Annotated in this window: 19 protein-coding genes; 12 read left to right on the forward strand and 7 right to left on the reverse strand. The window is 70.4% G+C overall.

Going from position 1 to position 23,966, the window contains the following annotated elements:
* Positions 1-183 precede the first annotated feature (183 nt).
* Positions 184-1,647, reverse strand: coding sequence for an aldehyde dehydrogenase (locus EIL87_RS09575; protein ID WP_125089861.1), 1,464 nt, complete (start codon positions 1,645-1,647; stop codon positions 184-186).
* Between the two features lie 173 nt (positions 1,648-1,820).
* Here EIL87_RS09575 and EIL87_RS09580 point away from each other — a divergent pair, with 173 nt between their 5' ends.
* The 6 genes from EIL87_RS09580 (at position 1,821) to EIL87_RS09605 (ending at position 9,150) form a co-directional block, all read left to right on the forward strand.
* Positions 1,821-2,450, forward strand: a complete 630-nt coding sequence (locus EIL87_RS09580) for a PaaI family thioesterase (protein ID WP_125089862.1) — start codon at positions 1,821-1,823, stop codon at positions 2,448-2,450.
* An 18-nt stretch (positions 2,451-2,468) separates the two neighbouring features.
* Complete coding sequence (locus EIL87_RS09585; protein ID WP_125089863.1) at positions 2,469-3,521, forward strand: ferredoxin--NADP reductase; 1,053 nt, start codon at positions 2,469-2,471, stop codon at positions 3,519-3,521.
* A 129-nt stretch (positions 3,522-3,650) separates the two neighbouring features.
* Positions 3,651-5,324: a 3-oxosteroid 1-dehydrogenase gene (gene kstD, locus EIL87_RS09590; RefSeq protein WP_125089864.1), complete on the forward strand. Its 1,674-nt coding sequence runs from the start codon at positions 3,651-3,653 to the stop codon at positions 5,322-5,324.
* 54 nt (positions 5,325-5,378) lie between these two features.
* On the forward strand, positions 5,379-6,182 hold the full coding sequence (locus tag EIL87_RS09595; RefSeq protein WP_125089865.1) for a crotonase/enoyl-CoA hydratase family protein: 804 nt from the start codon (positions 5,379-5,381) through the stop codon (positions 6,180-6,182).
* Positions 6,183-6,265: 83 nt separating this feature from the next.
* The gene (locus EIL87_RS09600) at positions 6,266-7,483 is read left to right on the forward strand and encodes a hypothetical protein (RefSeq protein ID WP_125089866.1); all 1,218 of its coding nucleotides are present in this window, start codon (positions 6,266-6,268) and stop codon (positions 7,481-7,483) included.
* A gap of 11 nt (positions 7,484-7,494) precedes the next feature.
* Positions 7,495-9,150, forward strand: coding sequence for an acyl-CoA synthetase (locus EIL87_RS09605; RefSeq protein ID WP_125089867.1), 1,656 nt, complete (start codon positions 7,495-7,497; stop codon positions 9,148-9,150).
* 640 nt (positions 9,151-9,790) lie between these two features.
* Here EIL87_RS09605 and EIL87_RS09610 read toward each other — a convergent pair.
* The 4 genes from EIL87_RS09610 to EIL87_RS09625 all read right to left on the reverse strand — a co-directional run bounded on the left by EIL87_RS09610 (position 9,791) and on the right by EIL87_RS09625 (position 15,534).
* A complete protein-coding gene (locus EIL87_RS09610; protein WP_125089868.1) occupies positions 9,791-10,894 on the reverse strand; it encodes an NAD(P)H-dependent flavin oxidoreductase in 1,104 nt (367 codons plus the stop codon).
* Between the two features lie 119 nt (positions 10,895-11,013).
* Positions 11,014-12,654, reverse strand: a complete 1,641-nt coding sequence (locus EIL87_RS09615) for an acyl-CoA synthetase (RefSeq protein WP_125089869.1) — start codon at positions 12,652-12,654, stop codon at positions 11,014-11,016.
* A gap of 157 nt (positions 12,655-12,811) precedes the next feature.
* Complete coding sequence (locus EIL87_RS09620) at positions 12,812-14,362, reverse strand: acyl-CoA synthetase (RefSeq protein ID WP_125089870.1); 1,551 nt, start codon at positions 14,360-14,362, stop codon at positions 12,812-12,814.
* A gap of 134 nt (positions 14,363-14,496) precedes the next feature.
* Complete coding sequence (locus tag EIL87_RS09625; RefSeq protein WP_125089871.1) at positions 14,497-15,534, reverse strand: LLM class F420-dependent oxidoreductase; 1,038 nt, start codon at positions 15,532-15,534, stop codon at positions 14,497-14,499.
* A 52-nt stretch (positions 15,535-15,586) separates the two neighbouring features.
* Between EIL87_RS09625 and EIL87_RS09630 the strand changes: the two genes are divergently transcribed.
* The 5 genes from EIL87_RS09630 to EIL87_RS09650 are packed head-to-tail and all read left to right on the forward strand — an operon-like array spanning position 15,587 to position 20,121.
* On the forward strand, positions 15,587-16,582 hold the full coding sequence (locus tag EIL87_RS09630) for a Zn-ribbon domain-containing OB-fold protein (RefSeq protein WP_125089872.1): 996 nt from the start codon (positions 15,587-15,589) through the stop codon (positions 16,580-16,582).
* A 10-nt stretch (positions 16,583-16,592) separates the two neighbouring features.
* Positions 16,593-17,648, forward strand: a complete 1,056-nt coding sequence (locus EIL87_RS09635) for a thiolase domain-containing protein (protein WP_125089873.1) — start codon at positions 16,593-16,595, stop codon at positions 17,646-17,648.
* A complete protein-coding gene (locus tag EIL87_RS09640; RefSeq protein ID WP_125089874.1) occupies positions 17,648-18,808 on the forward strand; it encodes a thiolase domain-containing protein in 1,161 nt (386 codons plus the stop codon). Before EIL87_RS09635 ends, EIL87_RS09640 begins: the two co-directional genes overlap by 1 nt.
* On the forward strand, positions 18,809-19,678 hold the full coding sequence (locus EIL87_RS09645; RefSeq protein ID WP_125089875.1) for a TIGR03619 family F420-dependent LLM class oxidoreductase: 870 nt from the start codon (positions 18,809-18,811) through the stop codon (positions 19,676-19,678).
* An 11-nt stretch (positions 19,679-19,689) separates the two neighbouring features.
* Positions 19,690-20,121, forward strand: a complete 432-nt coding sequence (locus EIL87_RS09650) for a nuclear transport factor 2 family protein (RefSeq protein WP_125089876.1) — start codon at positions 19,690-19,692, stop codon at positions 20,119-20,121.
* 224 nt (positions 20,122-20,345) lie between these two features.
* Here EIL87_RS09650 and EIL87_RS09655 read toward each other — a convergent pair whose 3' ends face one another.
* The gene (locus EIL87_RS09655) at positions 20,346-21,572 is read right to left on the reverse strand and encodes a cytochrome P450 (RefSeq protein WP_125089877.1); all 1,227 of its coding nucleotides are present in this window, start codon (positions 21,570-21,572) and stop codon (positions 20,346-20,348) included.
* A 199-nt stretch (positions 21,573-21,771) separates the two neighbouring features.
* Between EIL87_RS09655 and EIL87_RS09660 the strand changes: the two genes are divergently transcribed.
* Positions 21,772-22,902, forward strand: coding sequence for a steroid 3-ketoacyl-CoA thiolase (locus EIL87_RS09660; protein ID WP_125089878.1), 1,131 nt, complete (start codon positions 21,772-21,774; stop codon positions 22,900-22,902).
* A 514-nt stretch (positions 22,903-23,416) separates the two neighbouring features.
* Here the strand turns inward: EIL87_RS09660 and hsaB are convergent.
* Positions 23,417-23,962 carry a 3-hydroxy-9,10-secoandrosta-1,3,5(10)-triene-9,17-dione monooxygenase reductase subunit gene (gene hsaB, locus EIL87_RS09665; protein ID WP_125089879.1) on the reverse strand — a complete coding sequence of 182 codons (546 nt, stop codon included), beginning with the start codon at positions 23,960-23,962 and terminating at the stop codon, positions 23,417-23,419.
* Between the last annotated feature and the right edge of the window lie 4 nt (positions 23,963-23,966).

The raw sequence follows: 23,966 nt of genomic DNA on the forward strand, positions 1-23,966 counted from the left end.
CCGCTCAGAACCTGCGGCGGTGTCGGATGAGTCCCACACCTGAAGGAGCGGCTGCGCCGCTGGCCGCCCTCGAACGCTTCGGCCGTGCAGGTTGGAACACACCCGTGCCAGCGGTTTTGCCGCACTCGTCCTTGAGATTGCTGTCCGCGCCGTCGTTGCGGGCTGCTTGGTGGGTGGTTCCTCCTAACCTGGCTCGGCGATCAGTTTGGTTTCGAGGTACTCCTCGAAACCGGCGATGCCCATCTCGCGGCCGTTGCCGGACTGCTTGTAGCCGCCGAAGGGGGCGTCGGCTCCGTACCAGACGCCGCCGTTGACGCTGATCGTGCCGGTGCGGATGCGCGAAGCCACGGCTCGCGCGCGGTCGAGGTCCTGCCCGTGCACCGCGCCCGAGAGCCCGTAGGGCGAGTCGTTGGCGATGCGCACCGCGTCGTCGTCGCCGTCGTGCGGGATGATCACCAGCACCGGGCCGAAGACCTCCTCCCGCGCCACCCGCGCGTCGTTGTCCAGTCCGGCGATGAGCGTGGGTTCGACGAAGAACCCGCGGTCCCGCTCGGCCCGGCCGCCGCCGGTGACGAACTCGCCGCCCTCCTCGCGGGCCAACGACAGGTAGCCCTCCACCCGGCCCCGCTGACGTGCGGAGATCAGCGGTCCGCACACGGTTCCGGGATCGTTCGGGTCGCCGACGCCGATGCCGCGCATCGCCTCGGCCGTGGCCTCCACGGCGTCGTCGTAGCGCGAGCGGGGCACCAGCAGGCGGGTCGTCAGCGCGCAACCCTGCCCGGCGTGGGTGCAGACGGTGAAGGCCGCCAGACCGCAGGCCGCGCCCAGGTCGGCGTCGTCGAGCACGACGAACGCCGACTTCCCGCCCAGTTCCAGGAACGTCCGCTTGATGCCAGGTGCTGCGGCCGCCATCACGGCCCGTCCGGTGTCGGTCGACCCGGTGAACGACACCAGGTCGACGCGGTCGTCGGCCGACAGCTGAGCGCCGACGGAGTGGTCGTCGGAGGTGACGATGTTGACCACGCCCGGCGGGATGTCGGTCTCCTCGAGCAGCACCTCCCCCACCGCCGCGGCGCACCACGGGGTGTCCGGCGCGGGTTTGAGCACCACGGTGTTGCCCGCGGCCAGGGCCGGGCCGAGCTTGGCGAGGTTGATCTGGTGCGGGAAGTTCCACGGCGTGATCGCCCCGACCACGCCGACGGGTTCGCGCCTCGTCCAGCGCCTGCTGCGCACCCCCATCGGCTCGGCGACGCCGAGGTCGCGGGTCCACTCGTAGTCGGCGGCCAGGTCGGCGAAGTAGGCGAGGTCGGCGATCGGTGCGTCCAGCTGCGCGCCGTGGGTGAGGAACCGCGGTGCTCCGACCTCGGCGATGGTCAGCTCCCGCAACTCCTCGGCGCGGGCCTGCAGCGCCTCGCTCAGCTGCTTCAGGCAGTGCACGCGCAGCTCCACGTCGCGGGACCAGTCGGTCTCGTCGAAGGCCCGCCGTGCCGCGCCGATCGCACGGTCCACGTCCGCGGCGGTGGCGTTGGCCGCGGTGCCCAGGACCTCTTCGGTGGCGGGATCGGCGATGTCGAACCGTCCCCCCGAACCGGGGACGGGTGCGCCGTCGACCAGCAGGTTCGACGACTTGTCGGTCCAGACGCTCATCGGCAACACATCCGGTTTCTAGACACGTGTCAAGACTACGGTCCACATCTGGGCGCCCACAAGGTCCGCTCGCAATAGAACCGGTTGCCCCTGCCGCGGCGACGTCCCGTTGACACAGCATAATCAAGCCGTAGAACATGTTCTAGATATTCGGCGCACGAGGGGACCACCGGATGACCGACACGACATCAGGCTCGACACCGCTGCCGGCGGCCGGACCGGTCCCGGTCATCCCGGAGATCCCAGGCGGGACGACGTTGCTGGCCGGACGGGTCCGCGAACTCGTCGAAGCCGGCGTGCTCACCGACGTCGGGGACGAAGACCTGCGACAGGCCGCCGAGCACGTCGCCGCCGCCACGGAGCTGCTGCGCGGTCGCACCCGGGAAGACCCGATGCTGCTGTCCTACCTGGACGGCAACCAGGTGAGCGTGCACAACCCGGTGGAAGGCCCCGGCAACCCGCTCGCGCCGCCGATGGTGGGGCTGGAGGTCGACGGCTCCGGGACGACGACCTCGACCGCGCTGCTCAGCGCCGCCTACGAGGGTCCGCCCGGGCGCGTGCACGGCGGTTGGGTGGCCTCGCTGCTCGACCACGCGGTGGGCCGGGCGGTGGCCGTGGCCGGGCACCCGGCGATGACGGTGTCGCTGACCGTGGACTACCGGCGCGGCACCCCGCACGGGGTGCCGCTGACCATCAACGCGCGCTTCACCGGCGAGGAGGGCCGCAAGGTCTTCGCCACCGGTGAGGTCGTCGCCGACGGCGAGGTCACGGCCGAGGCCCGCGCGATCCTGGTGACCTACTGACCAGCGAGGAGAGTTGCGATGCCTGAGTTCCACCGGCTGCGGGTGGCCGAAGTCGTCGAGGAGACGGCCGACGCCCGCTCAGTGGTCTTCGACGTCGACACCACCCGGCTGCCCTACCGGCCGGGCCAGTTCCTGACGCTGCGGATCCCCAGCGACCGCTGCGGATCGGTCGCCCGGGCCTACTCGCTGTCGAGCTCGCCGGTCACCGACGGACGGCTCGCGGTCACGGTCAAGCGCACCGCCGACGGGTACGCCTCGAACTGGATCTGCGACAACGTCACCGCCGGGACCGAGATCGACGTGCTGGAACCGGCCGGGGTGTTCACCCCGAAGTCACTGGAGGAGGACCTGCTGCTGTTCGCGGCGGGCAGCGGCATCACGCCGATCATGTCGATCCTGAAGACGGCGCTGGCCACCGGCTCCGGGAAGGTCGTGCTGGTGTACGCCAACCGGGACGAGAAGTCGGTCATCTTCGCGCGCGAGCTCACCGAGCTGACCGCCGCGCACCCCGGGCGACTGGTGGTGCTGCACTGGCTGGAATCGGTGCAAGGCCTCCCCACTCCGGAGGCACTCCAGTCCCTGGCCGGTGCGTTCCCGGACCGGGAGGCGTTCCTCTGCGGACCGAAGCCGTTCATGGACGCGACGCGACGAGCGCTGCGCGAAGCCGGGTTCGCGAAGTCCGCGATCCACCTGGAGCGCTTCGCGTCGCTGGCGGGCAACCCGTTCGACACCGCCACCCCCGCCGACGCCTCGACCGAGCAGAACGGGCCCGAGGACACCGAGTCCGACGCACCGGAGGATGCGGTGGTCGAGGTGACGATCGACGGGGAATCGCACACCTTCACCTGGCCCGCCGACAAGCGGTTGCTGGACCTGTTGAAGGAGAACGGGATCCAGGCTCCGTCCTCGTGCTCGGAGGGCATCTGCGCGGCGTGCGAGTGCCGGGTGACCGAGGGCGAGGTGACGATGGTCAACAACCAGGTCCTGGAGCAGGAGGACCTCGACGACGGGTACCGCCTGGCCTGCCAGTCCCTGCCGAAGACCCCGAAGGTCAAGGTCGACTACGACTGACCGGATTTGTGCAACATGTTCCTGCACGCCGCCAACCGCTGTGACGTTGCATTCACGGTAGAACCGTAGCGCTGAGCGGACTAGAACTATAACCTGTTCCAGTACCGCGAGGCCCACCTGGAGGTGCCCATGGCAGAAGCGACCTTCGATGTCGTCGTGGTCGGCTCCGGCGCCGCCGGCATGACCGCCGCGATCGCCGCGGCGGACCGGGGGCTGTCGGCGGTGGTCGTGGAGAAGGACCGCTACTTCGGCGGTTCCACCGCACGCTCCGGCGGTGCCGTCTGGGCCCCGTACAACGAGGTGTTGCGGCGCGCGAAGTCCGGCGACAGCCCGGACAAGGCCGCGGCGTACCTGCAGAACCTGATCGGCGACGAGATCGCCGAAGACCGCCGAGCAACGCTGCTGTCCTACGGACCCGAGATGGTCTCGCTGGTGCTGCGCCGCACCCCGATGAAGCTGAAGTGGATCCCCGGCTACTCCGACTACTACCCGGAAACACCCGGTGGACTTCCGAGGGGTCGTTCGCTGGAACCGAAGCCGTTCAACGGCAAGCTGCTCGGGGACGAACTGGCCAACCTGCAACCGCCGTACCTGCCCGCGCCGGCCGGGATCACGGTGACCGCGGCCGAGTACAAGTGGATGAACCTCATCGCCCGCCACCCGCGCGGCGTGTTCACCTCCGCCAAGGTCGGGTTGCGCCGGGTGATCTCGCTGGCGACCAAGCGCCCGCTGCTGGCACTGGGCCAAGCGCTGGCCGCGGGTCTGCGGGCGGGGCTGCTGCGCGCCGACGTGCCGGTGTGGCTCAACACCCCGCTGACCGAGCTGCACGTCGAGGACGGCGCGGTCACCGGTGTCCTCGTGCAGCGCGGCGACGAGGAGGTGCTCGTCCGCGCGCGGCACGGCGTCATCATGGCGGCCGGCGGTTTCGAGAAGAACGAGCGGATGCGCAAGCAGTTCCAGCGCGAACCGATCGGCACCGACTGGACCGTGGGCGCCGAGTCCAACACCGGCGACGGCATCGAAGCCGGTCAGCGCGCGGGCGCCGACGTGGACCTGATGGACGACGCGTGGTGGGGGCCCTCGATCCCGCTGCCCCGCGGCCCGTACTTCTGCCTGTCGGAGCGCAACCTCCCCGGTTCGATCATCGTCAACGCCGCCGGTGAGCGGTACGTCAACGAGGCGACCCCGTACGTCGACGCGGTGCACGCGATGTACCGCGGGCACGAGACCGGCGTCTCGCACATCCCGTCGTGGCTGGTCGCCGATCAGCGGTACCGCAACAACTACACCTTCGCGGGCCTGCCGCCGCGGCAGCGCTTCCCCGGCCGCTGGTACAAGGCCGGGATCGTGCACAGCGCGAGCACGCTCGAAGAACTCGCCGCCAAGATCGAGGTCCCGGCCGACCAGCTGCGCGCGACCGTGCAGCGCTTCAACGGTTTCGCGGAGAACGGTGTCGACGAGGACTTCCACCGCGGCGACAGCGCCTACGACCGCTACTACGGCGATCCCCGGTTGCCGAACCCGAGCCTGGCACCGCTCGAGGTCGCGCCCTTCCACGCGGTGCAGATCGTGCCCGGGGACCTGGGCACGAAGGGCGGGCTGCGCACCGACGCCCGGGCCCGGGTGCTGCGCGAGGACGGCACGACCATCCCCGGCCTGTACGCGGCGGGGAACGCGAGCGCGGCGGTGATGGGGTCGACCTACGCCGGCGCGGGCGCGACGATCGGACCGGCGATGACCTTCGGGTACGTGGCCGTCCTGGACATCGCGGACCGGGCGGAGGACCGGGCTGCCTCGAACTGACCTACGGATGTCGATCACGGGCGGTCCCGCGGCCGCCCCGAGTGTGGAGGCGGGATGACCTCGACGGAGACCGAGCAGCCGCATTGCCTCGTGGAACAGCGGGGTGGCGTGCTGGTGGTGACGATGAACCGCCCGGAGGCCAAGAACGCGCTGTCCGGCGAGATGATCAAGATCATGGTCGAGGCCTGGGACCGGGTCGACAACGACCCGGACATCCGGGCCTGCGTGCTCACCGGGGCGGGCGGGGCGTTCTGCGCCGGCGCGGACCTGAAGAGCATGAGCAACAACCACCCCGGCGACCAGCACTCGCAGGGGTCGTTCAACCCCGCCAAGATCGAGGGCCTGCTCAAGGGCCGTCGGCTGACCAAACCGCTGATCGCCGCCGTGGAGGGACCCGCCATCGCGGGCGGCACCGAGATCCTGCAGGCCACCGACATCCGCGTCGCCGGGGAGAGCGCCCGCTTCGGCGTCTCCGAACCGCGCTGGGGCCTGTTCCCGCTGGGCGGCTCGGCGGTGCGGCTGACGCGCCAGATCCCCTACACCGTGGCCGCCGACCTGCTGCTGACCGGACGTCACATCAAGGCACCCGAAGCCAAGGAGCTCGGGCTCGTCGGCCACGTCGTGCCGGACGGGACCGCGCTGGACAAGGCGCTGGAGCTCGGCGAGATGATCGCCGCCAACGGGCCGCTGGCCGTGCAGGCGATCCTGCGCACCATCCGGGAGACCGAGGCGATCCCGGAGGAAGAGGCGTTCGCCATCGAAGCCCAGCACGGCATCGGGGTCTTCATGAGCGACGACGCCAAGGAAGGCCCGCGGGCCTTCGCGGAGAAGCGCAAGCCGAACTTCCAGGGCAAGTGATCGCCTGATCGGTCCAGCAGCACCGGGACCGGCCACCCGTCGTTGCAGAGTCGGACGTCCCCGCACTGTCGCGAGGTGCACGCATGTCGAATCGGTACGCAACACTGCCCCGGTCCCGGTTGGCCGCGCTGTTGCCGGAACTGCTGCTGGCGGGCCAGCTCATCGACCGGTCCGCGATGGCGTGGTGCATCTCGTCGTTCGGGCGCGAGGAGATGACCCGGATCGCCATCGAGGAGTGGATGGCGGCCAGCCCGATCTACACCCGCCGGATGCAGCGCGCGCTGGGCTACACCGGCGACGACGTGGTGACGATCTTCAAGGGCCTGCAGCTCGACATCGGCGCTCCGCCGCAGTTCATGGACTTCCGCTACACCGTGCACGACCGGTGGCGCGGCGAGTTCCACCTGGACCACTGCGGTGCGCTGATGGACGTCGAGCCGATGGGCGAGCGCTACGTGCGGGCGATGTGCCACGACATCGAGGACCCGACCTTCGACGCCACCGCGGTGGCCACCAACCCGAAGGCGCAGGTGCGGCCGGTGCACCGCCCGCCGCGGACGCCGGCCGACCGGCACCCGCACTGCGCGTGGACGGTGGTCATCGACGACGCCCACCCCCCGGTCTCACCAAGCGAGGACTGCGTGGCGCTGCAGGAGTCGCGCGCGGCCAGCCTGCCTCTCGCCGAGATCGACCCGTCCGAGGGCGGGCGTGGCGACTACTCCGGGCCGCTGCTCAGCGACCTGGACTTCGCGGACTTCAGCCGGTCGGCCCTGGTGCGGATGGCCGACGAGGTCTGCCTGCAGATGCACCTGCTCAACCTCGGTTTCGTGCGAGCGGTCTCGCGGCGGACCGCTGATCCGCGGGAGATCTGCACCAAGCAGCTGGTCGGCATCGCCGGCGTGGCGGCCGAACGCATCCACCGCGCGCTCGAGCTGCCCGGCGGGGTGGAAGGCGCGCTGCGGGTGCTGGAGCTGCACCCGCTGCTGAACCCGGCGAACTACGTCCTCGCGTCCCGGGAGCGTGATGCGCTCACCGTGCGGCCCGGCCCGGCGCACGAGGACGGGGCCTGGATCTCGTTGTGCGGTCCCGGTTCGACCGCTCCGCTGCAAGCCGCGGTCCGTGCGGTCGACCCGCGGCTCGACGTCGTCGTCGACGGCACCTCGGACGCCTGGACCGCGCGTGTGGTGGCCGGTGCCGAGCCCGCCGAGGAGTTCGACGAGGTCGCCGTGACGCGGATCAGCACCGGGTCGACCTTCACCTTCCAGCCGAGGAAGTCCCTCCCCATCACGCCCGTCCGCTGAGGAGCTCACACATGCCGCGAACGAGCTTCACCCTCTCCACCGTCTTCCGGACCGTCGCCCGGGCGGTTCCCGACCAGGAGGTCCTGGTCTGGGGCGATCGGCGGTTCAGCTACGCCGAGCTCGACCAGCGCATCGACGGCGTCGCGCACCACCTCACCGCGCAGGGCCTGGGCTGCCACACCCCGCGCGACCGCCTCGCCGGGCACGAGTCCGGTCAGCACCACGTGGGCCTGTACCTGCACAACTGCAACGAGTACTTGGAAGCGCTGGTCGGCGCGCTGCGCGCTCGCGCGGTGCCGTTCAACGTCAACTACCGGTACGTGGCCGAGGAGCTGCTGCACCTGTTCCTGGACGCCGGCACCGAAGCGCTGGTGTTCCACTCCGCCTTCGCCCCGCAGGTCGCCCAGATCCGCGACCGGTTGCCGAGGCTGCGGGTGCTCATCCAGGTGGCCGACGACAGCGGCAACGCGCTGCTGCCCGGCGCGGTGCCCTACGGGTCCATCGTGGACACATCGGTTCCCGCCGTGGTCCCCGAACCCAGCGGTGACGACGTGTACATGCTCTACACCGGCGGCACGACCGGCATGCCGAAGGGCGTGCTGTGGCGGCAGCACGACGCCTACGTCAGCGCCATGGGCGGCACGCCGTTCGGCAGCTCTGAGCCTTACCGCTCCTACGACCAGATCGCCGAGGCCGCGGCGGCCGGTGGCGGCGGCATGCGGCTGATCATGACCGCGCCGTTCATGCACGGCGCCGCGCAGTGGTCGACCTTCCACATGATCACCCAGGGCGGGGCGATCGTGCTGCCCCGGGACGCCACCCGCCTGGACTGGCCGGACGTCCTGCGGACCGTCGAGCGGGAGCGGGTGGTGAGCATCCCGGTCGTCGGTGATGCGATGGCCAGGCCGTTGGCGGCGGAGCTGGAGCGCGGTGACTACGACCTCTCCGGTGTCTTCGCGGTGCAGAACGGTGGCGCTCCGCTGAGCCCGGCGGTGCGCGCCCGGCTGCAGGAACAGCTGCCGCACGTGCTGTTCGTCGACACCGTGGGGTCCTCGGAGACGGGCATCCAGATGAGCCAGGTCGCCGACGGCGACGCCGCTGAGCCCGGCGTGTTCACCCCGGACGCCGACACCACGGTCCTCGACGACGACCTCACCCGTGAGCTCTCACCCGGCGACGGGCAGGGCTGGCTGGCCCGGCACGGCCTGGTGCCGCTGGGCTACCTCGGTGACGCCGACAAGACCGCCCGCACCTTCCCGGTCGTCGACGGGAAGCGGTACAGCGTCCCCGGCGACCGCGCGATCCGCCTGGAGGACGGGCGCATCCAGCTGCTCGGCCGGCAGAGCATCACCATCAACTCCGGCGGCGAGAAGATCTTCGCCGAGGAGGTCGAGCGCGCCGTCGCCGCACACCCCGCGATCGCCGACGTCATCGTCACCGGCCGACCTTCCGAACGCTGGGGCAGCGAAGTGGTCGCCATCGTGGAACTCCTGGAACAGCACGAGGTCTCGGACGAGGAGCTGCTCGTCGAGGCCGCGCGCCACGTGGCCCGCTACAAGCTCCCCAAGGCCATCATCCGGGTCCCCCAGGTCCAGCGCTCCCCCAGCGGCAAAGCCGACTACCGCTGGGCCCGCGACCAAGCCACCACCCCCACCCCCACAACCTGACCCACGGAAACCCCACTCAGCCCCTTCCACCGAGCTTCCCCACCACTGACCACTGGCCTCTCGTCACTGGCCGCCAACCTCTTCCCACTGGACCTCCCCACCTCCTAGCCCGGCATCCGGACCAGCACCGAAACCCCCGGCACCCCTGCTGGCCCTCACCCAACTCGGCAGCCACCTCCGAACTCCCGCGAAGTTCGATCCCCAAGAAAACCTTCGAACTTCCCGCGAAGTTCGACGTTCTCCGCCGCGGGTCGCAGGAATCGGAGTGCGGGCTCGAGGTCTTGGGGACTCGAGGTCTTGAGTTCTCGAGAGGCGTGGCTCGGGGGAGGGGCTCAGGGCCTCGGGTGGTCCGGCTCGGGTGAGGTGCGCGGGGCCGCGGGTTGGTGCGAATCGGGTGAGGTGCGCGGGGCCGCGGGTTGGTGCGAATCGGGTGAGGTGCGCGGGGCCGCGGGTTGGTCGCCCACTCGGGAGTCCCGGGTGGTGCGGCTCGGGGGTGGGGCTTCGTGAGGTGTTGCTCGGGTGGGGCCTTCGATGGGTGTGGTCAGGGCTGTCGGCCTTGTTCCAGTGGCTTGCGGTCCGTGGTGTGGGCGCGCGTGTCGGAGCCCTCTCCCGGGTGTGGGAGAGGGCTCCTGGGGGGGACTCAGCGGAGCTTGTCGAGGCGGGTGAAGGTGTCGTCGACCTCTCGGAGGAGGTCGTTGAAGACCTCGGCGACCGGACGGACCTCGTTCATGCGGCCGACGATCTGGCCGACCGGCATCGACACCGCCTGCGGGTCGTGGGCGCGCATCATCCGCTGGTGGGCCTCGCTGACGAGGATGTTCTGCAGCGGCATCGGAAGCGGTTGCGGCGCGTCGGGCTCGGCCCAGGCCTCGGTCCACTTGGTCTTGAGCAACCGGGCCGGCTTGCCGGTGTAGATGCGGGAGCGGACGGTGTCACTGGAATCGGCTGCCAGCAGCGCTTCTTGGGTCACCGAGTCGCCCATCGTCATGGCGTACTCCGCCGTGGTCAGCCAGTACGAGCCCATCCACGCGCCCGAGGCGCCCAGCGCGAGCGCAGCGGCGATCTGCCGGCCGCTGCCGATGCCGCCGGCCGCGAGGACCGGGGCGCGGGAACCGATCGCGTCCACGATCTCCGGAACCAGCACCATCGTCGCGATCTCACCGGTGTGCCCACCGGCTTCGTGGCCCTGGGCCACGACGATGTCCACGCCGTTGTCGACGTGCCGCACAGCGTGCTCGGCCTTGCCCGCCAGCGCCGCGACCAGCACGTCGTGCGAGTGGGCCTGCTCGATGATGTCCACCGGCGGCGAACCCAGCGCGTTGGCGATCAGCGAGATGCGGTGCCGCAGCGCCACGTCGACGTGCGAGCGGGCGACCGAGTGCAGCCACCCCAGCACGCCGCCCCGCTCCTGCTCGTCCTCGGGCAGCTCCGGGACGCCGAGGTCGTCGAGCGTGCGATTGACGAACTCCCGGTGCTCGGCGGGGATCAGCGAGTCCAGGTCGACCTGGGAGCCCTCGGTCGGGATCTTGGCCGGCATCACGACGTCGACGCCGTAGGGCTTGCCGTCGGTGTTGGCGTCCATCCAGTCCAGCACGCGGTCGAGCTCGTCGGGGTCGTTGAAGCGCACGCACCCCAGCACGCCGAGCCCACCGGCCTTGCTCACCGCAGCCGCGACGTGCTCGGACGGGGTGAAGGCGACGACCGGGTGCTCGATCCCGAGCGTGTCGCACAGCGGAGTTCGCATCTCTTTCCTCTCGGAGGTTCGGGTGACTCGTCTTGCGTGGCGGGGTAGCGGACCCGCAGCGGTGCCGGTTGTTCAGGCGCGAAGACGAAGGCCCCGCCACTCGCGCACGGCGATGGCGCTCAGCGGGCGGCGGACTTGCGCGTGGGGTCGTTGACTTCCGCGGGCGCGTGGGTCTCGGTGTGCTTGCGGGCCCACGGGTAGTCGGGCTTGCCGCTGGGCGACCGGGTGATCTGCTCGACGATCCACAGGCTGCGCGGCACCTTGTAGCCGGCGATGGAGTTGCGGGCGTGGGTGTCCAGGTCGGCGAGACTCGGCGTGGCTCCTTCGCGGGGCTGCACGAGCGCGGCGACCCGCTGGCCCATGCGCTCGTCGGGCACTCCGACGACGAGCACGTCGAAGACGTCCGGGTGCGATTTGAGCGCGCTCTCCACCTCTTCGGGGAAGACCTTCTCGCCTCCGGTGTTGATGGACATGTTGCCGCGTCCGAGCAGGGTGACCGTGCCGTCGGCCTCCAGCCGCGCGTAGTCACCGGGCACGACGTAGCGCGTGCCGTTGACCTCGACGAACACCGAGGCGGACTTCTCCGGGTCCTTGTAGTAGCCCAGCGGCACGTGCCCGGACTTGGCCAGCCAGCCGACCTGCTCGGAACCCGGCTCGAGCGGGTTGTTGTCGTCGTCGATGACGATGAGCTTGCGGTCGGCGGTGACCCGCGGGCCTTCGCTCTGCACGCCGTCCTTGGTGACGATGCCGATACCGCCGAAACCGGTCTCCGAGGAGCCGATCGCGTCGGTGATCACCACGTTGGGCAGCGCGTCGAGGTACTGGTGCTTGACCGAGGTCGAGAACAGCGCGGCCGTCGAGGAGATCGCGATCACCGCCGAGGCGTCGTACCCGCCCTCGTGCAGGGCTTCGATGAGCGGCCGGGCCATCGCGTCGCCGACGATCGCCAGCACGTTGACCTTGTTTCGCTCGACGGCCCGCCACACCTCGTGCGGGTCGAACTCGGGCACGAACACCGTGGTGGCGCAGGCGAAGAGGTTGCCGAAGGTGGCCCACTGCGCCGCACCGTGGATGAACGGAGCCGCGGGGAGCCGGATCAGCCCGCCCTGCTCGGCACCCGTGCGCGCCAGTTCCCACTCGTCCTTGACGTACTCGCCGGTCATGAAGTCGATGCCACCGCCGAGGACGCGCCACACGTCCTCCTGCCGCCACATGACGCCCTTGGGCATGCCGGTGGTGCCGCCGGTGTAGAGCAGGTAGAGGTCGTCGGCGCTGCGCTCGGGGAAGTCGCGGTCGGCCCGCTGCGCGGCGAGCGCGGACTCGTACTCCACCCCGCCGTAGCGGGTGTGGTCGGCGTCCGAGCCGTCCTCGATCACTAGAACATGATTCAAATCGGGGACGTGCGGCAGCACTTCGGCGACGTGGTCGCTGTAGCGCCTCTCGTGCACCAGCGCGACCATGTCCGCGTTGGAGAAGATGTACTGCAACTCGGCGGGCACGTACCGGTAGTTCACGTTGATCGCGACCGCCCGCAGCTTGTACGCCGCGAGCATCGCCTCCAGCGCCTCGATGGAGTTCCTGGAGTACACGCCGATGTGCGCACCCGGCCCCACGCCGTGGGCGGCGAGGTGGTGCGCCAGCCGGTTGGACCGCTCCTCCAGTTCCGAGAACGTCACCTGGCGTTCGCCGCAGACCACTGCGACGCGCTCAGGGACCAGGTCGACTGCGTGCTCGAAGAGATCTGCGATGTTGAGTGCCACTCGAAAAAAGTAGAACGTGTTATCGCTTAAGACAAGGGTTGCGGAACGCGACCGCGAAATGGGCGGTCCGCCATCCGGATCCCCCCGTGGGCAGCACGGAACCGCGTGCGGCGGAGGGTGATCCGCCGCCGCACGCGGTCGTGCGCGTCTGCGCAGCTCAGATGGCCTTCTCCCGACCCTCCCAGTACGGGTCGCGCAGCTTGCGCTTGTAGAGCTTGCCGTTGGGGTCGCGCGGCAGTTCGTCGACGTAGTCGATGCTGCGCGGCACCTTGAACTTCGCCAGCCGTTCCCGCGCGTAGGCCAGCAGTTCCTCGGTGAGCGCGTCGCCCGCCGAGGTACCGGCCGCCGGCTGGACGACCGCCTTGACCTCTTCGCCCCAGTCGTCGTGCGGCACGCCGAACACGGCCACGTCGGCGACCTTGTCGTGCACCGAGAGCGCGTTCTCGATCTCGGCCGGGTAGATGTTCACCCCGCCGGAGATGATCATGTCGTTGCGCCGGTCGCACAGGTAGAGGTAGCCGTCCTCGTCGAGGTAGCCGACGTCGCCGAGGGTGAACAGCTCGCCCACCCGCGCTTCACGGGTCTTCTTCTCGTCGTTGTGGTACTCGAAGGTCGAGCCACCCATCTGCATGTAGACAGTGCCGATCTCGCCCGCGGGCAGCTCCTCGCCGTCCTCGCCGAGCACCCGCACCACCGAACCCGGCCAGGGCTTGCCGACCGAACCGGGCTTGCGCAGCCACTCGTCGGCCATGATGACCGTGCCTCCGCCCTCCGTGGCCGCGTAGTACTCCACGACGACCGGGCCCCACCAGTCGAGCATCGCGCGCTTGACCTCCTGCGGGCACGGAGCCGCGCCGTGGATCATGGTGCGCAGCGAGGAGACGTCGTACCGGGCGCGGGTTTCGTCCGGCAGCCCCAGCAGCCGGTGGAACTGGGTGGGGACCATGTGGCTGTGGGTGACGCGGTGCCGCTCGATCAGCCGCAACATCTCCTCGGCTCCCCAACGGTCCATGAGCACCGCGGTGTGCCCGAACTGGATGGAGATGCTGACGAAGTTGAGGACCGCCGTGTGGTAGAGCGGCGACCCGCACAGGTGCACGTGGTCGTCGAAGGGTTTCAACCCGAAGATCCCGAAGAACCACGCGTTGGCGGCCGGCACGTCGTCCGGGTCCGCGCCGGTCAACGGCCGGCGCACGCCCTTGGGACGACCGGTGGTCCCGGAGGTGTAGAGCATCGGCGAGCCGGTGGTGCGCACGTCCGGTCGCGCGGCGGGTTCGTCGGCGCCCAGGTTGGCCAGCGGCTGGAACCCCGGCACGTCACCGACGGCGAAGCGCGCCTGGCTCGGCAACCCGCTGCGCGCAGCGGCGTCGGAGGCGGCTTCGGCGAAGCGCTCGTGCGCGATGAAGGCCTTGGCGCCGCTGTCCTCGACGATGTAGGCGACCTCGGCTCCGACCAGGTGCCAGTTCACGGTCACCACGTACAGGCCGCTCTGCACGGCTGCGAAGTAGGCGGCGAGCAGGTCGGCTCCGTTGGGCAGCATCAGCACGATGCTGTCGCCCGGTTCCAGTCCCATGCTCTGCAGACCGCGGCCGTACCGGTTGGCAGCGGCGGCGAGTTCGGCGTAGGTCACCGAACCGCCGTCCGGCGTGATGACGGCCGTGCGGTCCGGCTGCTGGTCGGCGATGTTCCACAGTCCTATGTCGGCCACGGCGACTCCTGTCGACGGCGAGAGCTTTCCCCAGCCGAACAAACCTAGAACGTGTTGCAGTTGTAGGGCAAGGTCGCGGACCGAACCGGCGGCGAGCAGTCCGGCCCGCGACCGAGCGGAAGGGAGAACAGATTTCAGTCGCGCACCGCGTCGGCGACCGATCGGACGTGCTCGGCGTCCCGGCAGCCGACCAGCAGCACGTCGACGCCGGACTTCTCCCACACCGCGATCCGCTCCCGCACGTGGTCGCGGTCGCCGATGATGGCCACGTCGTCGACAGCCTCGTCCGGGACCGCCGCCACGGCCTCCTCGCGCCGACCTGCGGCGAAGAGCCGCTCGATGTCCGACACCGCCTCGTCGTAGCCCATCCGGCGGAAGAGCTCGGCGTGGAAGTTCATCCCCGGCGCGCCCATACCACCGATGTAGAGCGCCACGGACGGTTTGAGCTTCGCCCGCTCCGCCTCGGGGTCGTCGGTGATGACGACCTGACAGGTCGCCGCCACCTCGAACTCCTCGCGGGTGCGGCGCGCCCCCTCGCGGGCGAAACCCTCGGACAGCCACTCCTCGTACATCCCGCCGACCCGCGGCGAGTAGTACACCGCGATCCAGCCGTCGGCGATCTCAGCGGTCTGCGCCACGTTCTTCGGGCCCTCGGCACCCAGCCAGATCGGCAGGTCCGCGCGCAGCGGGTGGGTGATCGGCTTGAGCGGCTTGCCCAGGCCCAGCGAGCCCGGACCGTCGTAGGGCAGCCGGTGGTGCACGCCGTCGTTGCGGATCGGTGCTTCGCGCGCGAGCACCTGCCGCACGATCGAGACGTAATCCCTGGTCCTGGCCAGCGGTTTGGCGAAGGGTTGGCCGTACCAGCCCTCCACCACCTGCGGTCCGGACACGCCGAGGCCGAGGATCGCCCGCCCGCCGGAGAGGTGGTCGAGGGTCAGCGCGTGCATCGCGCACGAGGCCGGCGAGCGGGCCGACATCTGCGCGACGGAGGTCCCCAACCGCACGTTCTCGGTGTCCGAGCCCCACCACGCCAGCGGCGTGAAGGCGTCGGAACCCCACGACTCGGCGGCGAAGACCGCGTCGAGCCCGGCCCGATCGGCTTCGAGAACGAGTTCCTGCGCGTTCGGCGGCGGGGCCGCGCCCCAGTACCCCAGCTGCAGTCCTACTTTCACTTGTGAGCCTCCCTTTCCCGACCGCACGCGGACTTCGCCCATACTGCACCGGATGTTGCCGCGATGGCGAGAACATGTTTCACTTCGCTGTGTGACTGGGATCTCCGAACCGCTCAGCGCCCCGCTCAACATCGGCTTCGACTACACCCGTTCGCTCGGGACCGTGCACAGCCGATTCGCCACCGCGCTGCGCGACGGCGGCATCGTCGGCGTGCGCGGCAGCGACGGCAGGGTGCACGTTCCTCCCCTCGAGTACGACCCGGACACCGCTGCGCCGTTGGACGACTTCGTCGAGGTCGGCACCCAGGGCACGGTGGTGAGCTGGACGTGGATGCCCGATCCGCTGCCCGGCCAGCCGCTCGACCGGCCCTTCGCCTGGGCGTTGGTACGCCTCGACGGCGCAGACACCCCGATGCTGCACGCCGTGGACGTGTCCGGACCGGAAGCTCTCTCCACCGGGATGCGGGTGCAGGTCCGCTGGGCCGCCGAGCGCGGCAACGGGATCCGCGACATCGCCTGCTTCGAGCCCGTCGGCCACGCGGACGTCCCGCAGCCCGTCGGCGGCGACCCGGTGACGATGGTGACCACGCCGGTGCGCCTGGAGTACACGCACTCCGCCTCACCCGAGGAGAGCCGCTACCTCGAAGGGCTCGCCGAAGGTCGGCTGCTGGGCCAGCGCTGCCCCGCCTGCTCGAAGGTCTACATCCCGCCGCGCGGCGCCTGCCCCACCGACGGCGTGCCCACGGTCGAGGAGGTGGAGCTGCCCGACACCGGGATCGTGACCACCTTCTGCATCGTCAACGTCCCGTTCCTGGGCCAGCGCATCAAGCCCCCGTACGTCGGCGCCTACGTCCTGCTCGACGGCGCCGACATCGCGTTCCTGCACCTGGTGCTCGGCTGCGAGGCCTCCGAGGTGCGGATGGGCATGCGGGTCAAGGCGTCGTGGAAGCCGCGCGACCAGTGGGGCCACACGCTGGAGAACATCGACCACTTCGAACCGACCGGGGAGCCGGACGCGCCGTTCGAAACCTACGCCCACCACCTGTGAAGGAGCTGCCATGACTGACGTCGCCGTCGTCGGCTTCGCACAGGCACCGAACGTGCGCGCCACCAACGGCACCACGAACGGTGTCGAGATGCTCGTCCCGATCTTCCAGGAGGTCTTCGCCCAGACCGGGTTGACCAAGACCGACATCGGCTTCTGGTGCTCGGGCTCCTCGGACTACCTCGCCGGACGCGCCTTCTCGTTCATCGCCGCGGTCGACGCGATCGGCGCGTTCCCGCCGATCAACGAGTCGCACGTGGAGATGGACGCCGCGTGGGCGCTGTTCGAGGCCTGGGTGAAGATCCAGACCGGTGAGGTGGACACCGCGCTGGTCTACGGCTTCGGCAAGTCCTCGGCCGGCGACCTCCGCCGCACGCTGGCCCTGCAGCTGGACCCGTACTCGGTCGCGCCGCTGTGGCCGGACTCGGTGAGCATCGCCGGCCTGCAGGCACGGACGGGGCTCGACGCCGGGGACTACACCGAGAGCGACATGGCCGAGGTCGCGGTGCGGAACCGCGCTGCCGCCAAGGGAAACCCCAGCGCACAGGTCTCCGGGGCGTTCGACGCGCAGGAGCTGCTGGCCGAGCCCTACCTCGCCGATCCGCTGCGCGCTCACGACTGCGCACCGATCACCGACGGGGCTTCGGTGGTCGTGCTGGCCTCCGCCGAACGAGCGCGGGAGATCCGCGACAGGCCCGCCTACATCGGCGGCATCCAGCACCGCGTCGAGTCCGGCAGCCTCGGCGCCCGCGACCTGCGGCGATCCCGGTCCACCGAGGCCGCGGCCGGCGCGCTGGACCTCGACGGCGTCGAGGTCGCCGAGCTGCACGCGCCGTTCACCCACCAGGAGCTCCTGCTGCGCCGGGCGCTCGGCCTCGGCGACGCGGTGTCGGTGAACCCCTCGGGCGGGGCGCTGTGCGGGAACCCGATGTTCGCGGCCGGGCTCTCGCGCATCGGCGAGGCGGCCACGCAGGTCTTCGACGGGCGCGCCGGCAAGGTGCTGGCGCACGCGACCAGCGGCCCCGCGCTGCAGCAGAACCTGGTGTGCGTGATGGAGGGACGAGCCTGATGGGCAAGCAGTTGGCGGCCGTGCTGGGAACCGGTCAGACCCACCACACCAGCAAGCGGCTGGACGTCTCGATGGCCGGGCTGTGCCGCGAGGCGATCGACCGCGCGATGGCCGACGCCGGGGTCGACTGGCCGGACATCGACGCCGTGGTCGTCGGCAAGGCACCCGACCTGTTCGAGGGCGTGATGATGCCCGAGCTGCACCTGGCCGACGCGCTGGGCGCCACCGGGAAACCGCTCCTGCGGGTGCACACCGCGGGTTCGGTGGGTGGCTCCACCGGCAACGTGGCCGCGAGCATGGTGCAGAGCGGCGTGCACCGGCGCGTGCTGGCGGTGGCCTTCGAGAAGCAGTCCGAGTCCAACGCGATGTGGGCGCTGTCGATCGTCCCGCCCTTCACCATGCCGGTGGGTGCCGGCGCGGGCGGCTACTTCGCGCCGCACGTGCGCTCCTACATCCGGCGCTCCGGCGCACCGACGCACACCGGCGCGGTGGTGGCGGCCAAGGACCGCCGCAACGGCGCTCGGAACCCCTACGCGCACGTGAAGCAGCCCGACATCACGGTGGATTCGGTGATGTCCTCGCAGATGCTCTGGGACCCGATCCGCTACGACGAGACCTGCCCGTCCTCCGACGGCGCGTGCGCGGTGGTGATCGGCGACGAGGCCAGCGCGAGCAGCCGCAAGGCGGCCTGGATCCACGCGACAGCGATGCGCACCGAGCCGACCACCTTCGCCGGTCGTGACCAGGTCAACCCGCAGGCCGGCAAGGACGCGGCCGCGGCGCTGTGGAAGCAGGCCGGGATCACCGACCCTCTGTCCGAAGTGGACTGCGCCGAGATCTACGTGCCGTTCTCCTGGTTCGAGCCGATGTGGCTGGAGAACCTCGGTTTCGCGCCCGAAGGCGAGGGCTGGAAGCTCACCGAAGCCGGCGAGACCGCGATCGGCGGTCGGCTGCCGGTCAACCCCTCCGGCGGCGTGCTCTCGTCGAACCCGATCGGCGCGAGCGGTTTGCTGCGCTTCGCCGAAGCCGCGCGGCAGGTCACCGGCGACTCCGGGGACAACCAGGTCGACGGGGCCCGCGTCGCGCTCGGCCACGCCTACGGCGGTGGCTCGCAGTACTTCTCCACGTGGGTCGTCGGATCGGACAAACCGGGAGCCTAGATGAAGTTCACGATGTCGGTGGCGATGACGCCGCTGGACCAGCTCACCGAGCTCGCCCGCACCGCCGAGGAGTGCGGCTTCACCTCGATCGCGCTGCCGGACTCGCTGTTCTACTCCGAGCACGTCTCGGCGGAGTACCCCTACACGCCCGACGGGACGCGGATGTGGGACGCCGAGACCCCGTGGGTGGACCCGCTGATCGCCGCCGCCGCGATGGGCGCGGTGACCACGCGGCTGCGGTTCTACACCTCGGTGCTCAAGCTGGGCCCGCGCAACCCGGTCCTGCTGGCCCGGCAACTGGCCTCGGTCGCCTCGATGACCGGTGACCGCTTCGGGCTCGGGCTCGGCTTGGGCTGGGCACCGGAGGAGTTCGAGTGGTGCGGTGCGCCGTACGCCAAGCGCGGGGCCCGCGTCGACGAGATGATCGAGATCCTCCGCCTCGTCTTGGGCGGTGGCATGGTCGAGTACCACGGGAAGTTCTTCGACTTCGACAAGCTCCAGATCTCCCCCGCCCCCGCCAAGCCGGTGCCGTTCTACGTGGGCGGGCACACCGAGCCGGCGCTCAAGCGCGCCGCGCGGGTCGGTGACGGATGGGCCTCGGCGATGATGGGGATCGCGGAGCTGCGCGAGACCATCGACCGGCTGGGCGAGCTGCGCGCCTCCTACGACCGGGCCGACGAGCCGTTCGAGATCCAGGCGGTGTGCGTCGACCGGTTCGGCGTCGACGGCTACCGCGAGCAGGCCGAAGTGGGCGTCACCGATGCGATCGTGGTGCCGTGGGTCTTCGACGGCCACGGCTTCGACGCGCCCCTGGAGGCCAAGCTGGACTCGATCCGCAAGTTCGCCGCCGACGTCATCGAGAAGGTCTGAGGAGGCCGCAGATGAGCGGAGTGCACTGGAAGGCCACCCGCGACTCGCACCCCGCCCGCGACGCCGCCCTGGCGTCGATGGACGCGGTGTCCCGCGCGGCCAAGGACGAGTGGCTGTCGCTGTTCGCCGCGGACGCGGTCGTCGAGGACCCGGTGGGCCCCTCGGCCTTCGACCCCGACGGCAAGGGGCACCACGGCCGCGAGGCGATCTCGGCCTTCTGGGAGACCGCCATCGCGCAGGCCGAGCGCATCGAGTTCTCCATCGACGACTCCTTCGCCTGCGGCAACGAGGTCGCCAACGTCGGCACGATCACCACCCACCTGCCCGACGGCTCGACGATGGACGCCGAAGGCGTGTTCTCCTACCGCGTCGACGACGAAGGCCGCATCAAGGCCCTCCGGGCCTTCTGGGAGTTCGACCGAGCAGTGGCCACGCTGCGCTGAGCCCCCGCGATCGCACGACGGCGCCGCCCCGGACAGGGCGGCGCCGTCGTGCGTTCGGGAGGCGGGTGTTCCGAGTGTGGGACTCAGCTCGCACCGCCGCGGGTTCTGAGGCGGTTCTCCTGCGAGGACGCGCCGACGTCGTGCACGAGTCGGCGCGTCCGGAGCGGGAGGACCGCCTCAGGTTCCGCCACCCGCACCGCCTAAGACGATGCGTGCCATCCCCCTCAGCGGTACTGGACCTTGTACTCCTTGATCCCGTTGAGCCAGCCGGAGCGCAGCCGGCGGGGCTCTTCGAGCTGGCGGATGTCGGGCATGTGGTCGGCGATCGCGTTGAAGATCAGGTCGATCTCCAGCCGCGCCAGGCTCGCGCCCAGGCAGTAGTGCGCGCCCGTGCCACCGAAGCCGACGTGCGGGTTCGGGTCACGGGTGATGTCGAAGCGCTCGGGCCGGTCGAAGACCTCCGGGTCGAAGTTCGCCGAGCTGTAGAACATCCCGACCCGCTCGCCCTTCTTGATCTGCACGCCCGACAACTCGGTGTCGGCCAGCGCCGTGCGCTGGAAGGACACCACCGGGGTCGCCCAGCGGACGATCTCGTCGGCGGTCGTCTCCGGCCGCTCCCGCTTGTAGAGCTCCCACTGGTCGGGGTGCTGCATGAACGCGTGCATGCCGTGGCTGATCGCGTTGCGCGTGGTCTCGTTGCCCGCCACCGCCAACAGGATCGTGAAGAAGCCGAACTCGTCGTCGCTGAGCGCGCTGCCGTCGACATCGGCCTCGACGAGCTTGGTGACGATGTCGTCCATCGGGCACTTGCGCTTCTGGTCGGCCACGCCCATGAAGTAGCCGAGCATCTCCGCCGCGGCGGTCTGCGGGTCGATGTCGTACTCGGGGTCGTCGTAGGCGACCATCTGGTTGGACCAGTCGAAGATCTCCTTGCGGTGCTCCTGCGGCACGCCCAGCAGCTCCGCGATGGCCTGCAGCGGCAGCTCGCAGGCGATGTCGGTGACGAAGTCACCGGTGCCCGACTCCACCGCGCCGGTCGCGATCGCCTCCGCCCGCTGGTGCAGCACGTCCTTGAGGCTGTTGACCGCGCGCGGGGTGAACCCGCGGGCGACCAGGCGACGCACCTTGGTGTGCTCCGGCGGGTCGATGTTGAGCATGACGAACCGCTGCATCTCGATCTGCTCCCGCGTCATCTCCTCGTTGAAGCGGATGATCGCAGTGTTCTCGTAGGTGGAGAACACGTCGGTGCGGCGGGAGATCTCCTTGACGTCCTCGTGCCGGGTGACGACCCAGTACCCCTCGTCGTCGAACCCCGACTTCCGGAACGGCTGCTTGTTCCACCAGATCGGCGCGGTGCGCCGGAGCTCCGCGAATTCCTCCAGCGGCACCCGCTCGGAGTAGAGGTCGGGGTCGGTGAAGTCGAAGCCCTCCGGAAGGCTCGGTGCTACCACGGCTACCTCCTGCGCTGCACGAACTGAAACGAGTTCTATGTGAAGCGAACCACAAGATTCGGGCTCGGTAAACCCTTTAACCGCACTTGAATCGTGCAAGCCAAGGGACAGATCGTTCCGCTGCGGAACCGACCGTGGCATAGAGGGATAACATGTTCTAGATTCGACTGGGTAGTGATCGCGGTGAGAGGAGAATCAGGTGGGCACTCCGGTGATCGTGGAGGCGGTGCGCACGCCGATCGGCAAGCGCAAGGGCTGGCTGTCCGGGCTGCACGCCGCGGAGGTCCTCGGTTCCGCCCAGCGCGGCCTGGTGGAGCGGGCAGGCATCGATCCGGCGGCGGTGGAACAGGTCATCGGCGGCTGCGTCACCCAGGCCGGCGAGCAGGCGGGCAACGTCACCCGCACCGCGTGGCTGCACTCCGGCCTCCCCCAGGAGACCGGCTGCACCTCGATCGACGCCCAGTGCGGGTCGGCGCAGCAGTCCACCCACCTCATCGCCGGGCTCATCGCCACCGACGCCATCGAGGTCGGCATCGCCTGCGGCGTGGAGGCCATGACGCGGGTGCCGCTGGGCAGCAACATCGGCACCGACGTGGGGCTCCCGAAGCCCGACTCGTGGGACATCGACCTGCCCAACCAGTTCCTGGCCGCCGACCGCATCGCCCGCCGCCGCGGCATCACCCGGGAGGACCTGGACCGCTTCGGCGTGCGCTCGCAGGAGCGCGCGCAGCTGGCGTGGAAGAACGGCCGCTTCGACCGCGAGATCGTGCCGGTCCGGGTGGGCGACGAGGAGGTCACCCGCGACCAGGGGCTGCGCGAGACCGACCTGGAGGCGCTGGGTGGCCTCAAGCCGGTCCTCGAGGACGGCCTGCACACCGCCGGGAGCTCCTCGCAGATCTCCGACGGCGCCGCGGCGCTGCTGCTCGTGGACTCCGACCGCGCCGCGGCGCTGGGCTTGCGGCCCCGCGCCCGGATCGTCGCGCAGTGCCTGGTGGGCGCCGAGCCCTACTACCACCTGGACGGGCCGGTGCAGGCCACCGAGCGCGTGCTCGAGCGCAGCGGGATGAAGGTCGACGACATCGACGTCTTCGAGGTCAACGAGGCCTTCGCGTCGGTGGTGCTGTCCTGGGCGCAGGTGCACGGCCCGGACATGGACCGCGTCAACGTCAACGGCGGCGCCATCGCCCTCGGCCACCCGGTCGGCAGCACCGGCGCCCGCCTGCTCACCTCGGCCCTGCACGAGCTCGAGCGCCGCGACGGCACCACAGCCCTGGTCACCATGTGCGCGGGCGGCGCCCTCTCCACAGGCACCGTCCTCGAACGCCTCTGACCCTGCTCGGAGGGTGCGCGCCAACGCGGCTTCCTCACCCCCCGCCGGCGCGCACCCCTCACTCCCCACTCGCGCACTCCCTCACTCCCGACACGCGAGCACCAGGCCCTCCCCGTCCCCCACCGAAGGCCTACGACCTGCCACAACACACCCGACCGCAGCGGCCGACGCACCCTCGCGCGAGGTTCGAGTCCAGAAGTCCGGACTCGAACCTCGGCGAACTTCGGATGCCTCACCCGGACGGGTGCTCGTGAGGCGTTCAGAGCGAGTGGGGTCGCCCGGGCAGTCATCAGAGCCCGAGGCGTGTCAGGGGCGTGAGCGCTTGTGGGGGGTGTCAGAGCCCGTCAGGGTGTCAGAGCCTGTCGACGTCAGAGCGTGTCAGGGCCTGAGAACTTCTGGGCGCTGTCGGGCGTCAGAGCTCCGGGCCCTTGCCGTCGATCATGGCCTTGCCATCACCGGGTGAGGGTGTGCGCGTGGGAGGTGGTCTGAAGACCTCGCGGAGCCGCCGGTGGTCTTAGAGCCAGTCGTCGGGGGTTCCGGTGAGGAAGTCCTCCGGCCAGTACTGGGCGGGCGTGGTGGGCCGGGTGATGCCGGTGTAGGCGCCCTTGTAGAACAGCAACGGGTCTTCGCCGGTCGCTTCACCGAGGGTGCGGACCCGGCCGACGACGATGTGGTGGTCACCGCCGTCGAGCACCGACTCCACCGCGCAGTCCAGCCAGGTGAGGGCGCCGTCGAGGACCGGGGCTCCCGACGGCGCAGGAGTCCAGTCGAGGCCGGCGAACTTGTCCTCACCCCTGCGGCCGAAGACGGCGGAGACCTCGCGCTGCCCGGCCGCCAGGACGTTGACGCAGAAGTGCCCGGCCCTCTCGATCAACGGCCACGTCCGGGACGTCCTGCCCGGGCAGAACAGCACCAGCGGCGGGTCGAGGGACAGCGCTGAGAAGGACTGGCAGGCGAACCCCACCGGCTCGCCGTCGCACTCGGCGGTCACGACCGCGACGCCGGTGCAGAAGTGCCCGAGCGTGCGCCGGAACGCGGCGCCGTCGACCTCGGTGACCACGGCT

This window comes from Saccharopolyspora rhizosphaerae, from assembly GCF_003931915.1.
GTDB lineage: Bacteria > Actinomycetota > Actinomycetes > Mycobacteriales > Pseudonocardiaceae > Saccharopolyspora > Saccharopolyspora rhizosphaerae.

What these genes read in the sequence shown, in the direction of transcription:
- EIL87_RS09630 (WP_125089872.1), top strand. Translation starts at nt 15,587, where the DNA reads ATGTTGCCGCGATGGCGAGAACATGTTTCACTTCGCTGTGTGACTGGG.
- kstD (WP_125089864.1), top strand. Translation starts at nt 3,651, where the DNA reads ATGGCAGAAGCGACCTTCGATGTCGTCGTGGTCGGCTCCGGCGCCGCC.
- EIL87_RS09645 (WP_125089875.1), top strand. Translation starts at nt 18,809, where the DNA reads ATGAAGTTCACGATGTCGGTGGCGATGACGCCGCTGGACCAGCTCACC.
- EIL87_RS09595 (WP_125089865.1), top strand. Translation starts at nt 5,379, where the DNA reads ATGACCTCGACGGAGACCGAGCAGCCGCATTGCCTCGTGGAACAGCGG.
- EIL87_RS09610 (WP_125089868.1), bottom strand. Translation starts at nt 10,894, where the DNA reads ATGCGAACTCCGCTGTGCGACACGCTCGGGATCGAGCACCCGGTCGTC.
- EIL87_RS09580 (WP_125089862.1), top strand. Translation starts at nt 1,821, where the DNA reads ATGACCGACACGACATCAGGCTCGACACCGCTGCCGGCGGCCGGACCG.
- EIL87_RS09575 (WP_125089861.1), bottom strand. Translation starts at nt 1,647, where the DNA reads ATGAGCGTCTGGACCGACAAGTCGTCGAACCTGCTGGTCGACGGCGCA.
- EIL87_RS09605 (WP_125089867.1), top strand. Translation starts at nt 7,495, where the DNA reads ATGCCGCGAACGAGCTTCACCCTCTCCACCGTCTTCCGGACCGTCGCC.
- EIL87_RS09600 (WP_125089866.1), top strand. Translation starts at nt 6,266, where the DNA reads ATGTCGAATCGGTACGCAACACTGCCCCGGTCCCGGTTGGCCGCGCTG.
- EIL87_RS09635 (WP_125089873.1), top strand. Translation starts at nt 16,593, where the DNA reads ATGACTGACGTCGCCGTCGTCGGCTTCGCACAGGCACCGAACGTGCGC.
- EIL87_RS09585 (WP_125089863.1), top strand. Translation starts at nt 2,469, where the DNA reads ATGCCTGAGTTCCACCGGCTGCGGGTGGCCGAAGTCGTCGAGGAGACG.
- EIL87_RS09640 (WP_125089874.1), top strand. Translation starts at nt 17,648, where the DNA reads ATGGGCAAGCAGTTGGCGGCCGTGCTGGGAACCGGTCAGACCCACCAC.
- EIL87_RS09650 (WP_125089876.1), top strand. Translation starts at nt 19,690, where the DNA reads ATGAGCGGAGTGCACTGGAAGGCCACCCGCGACTCGCACCCCGCCCGC.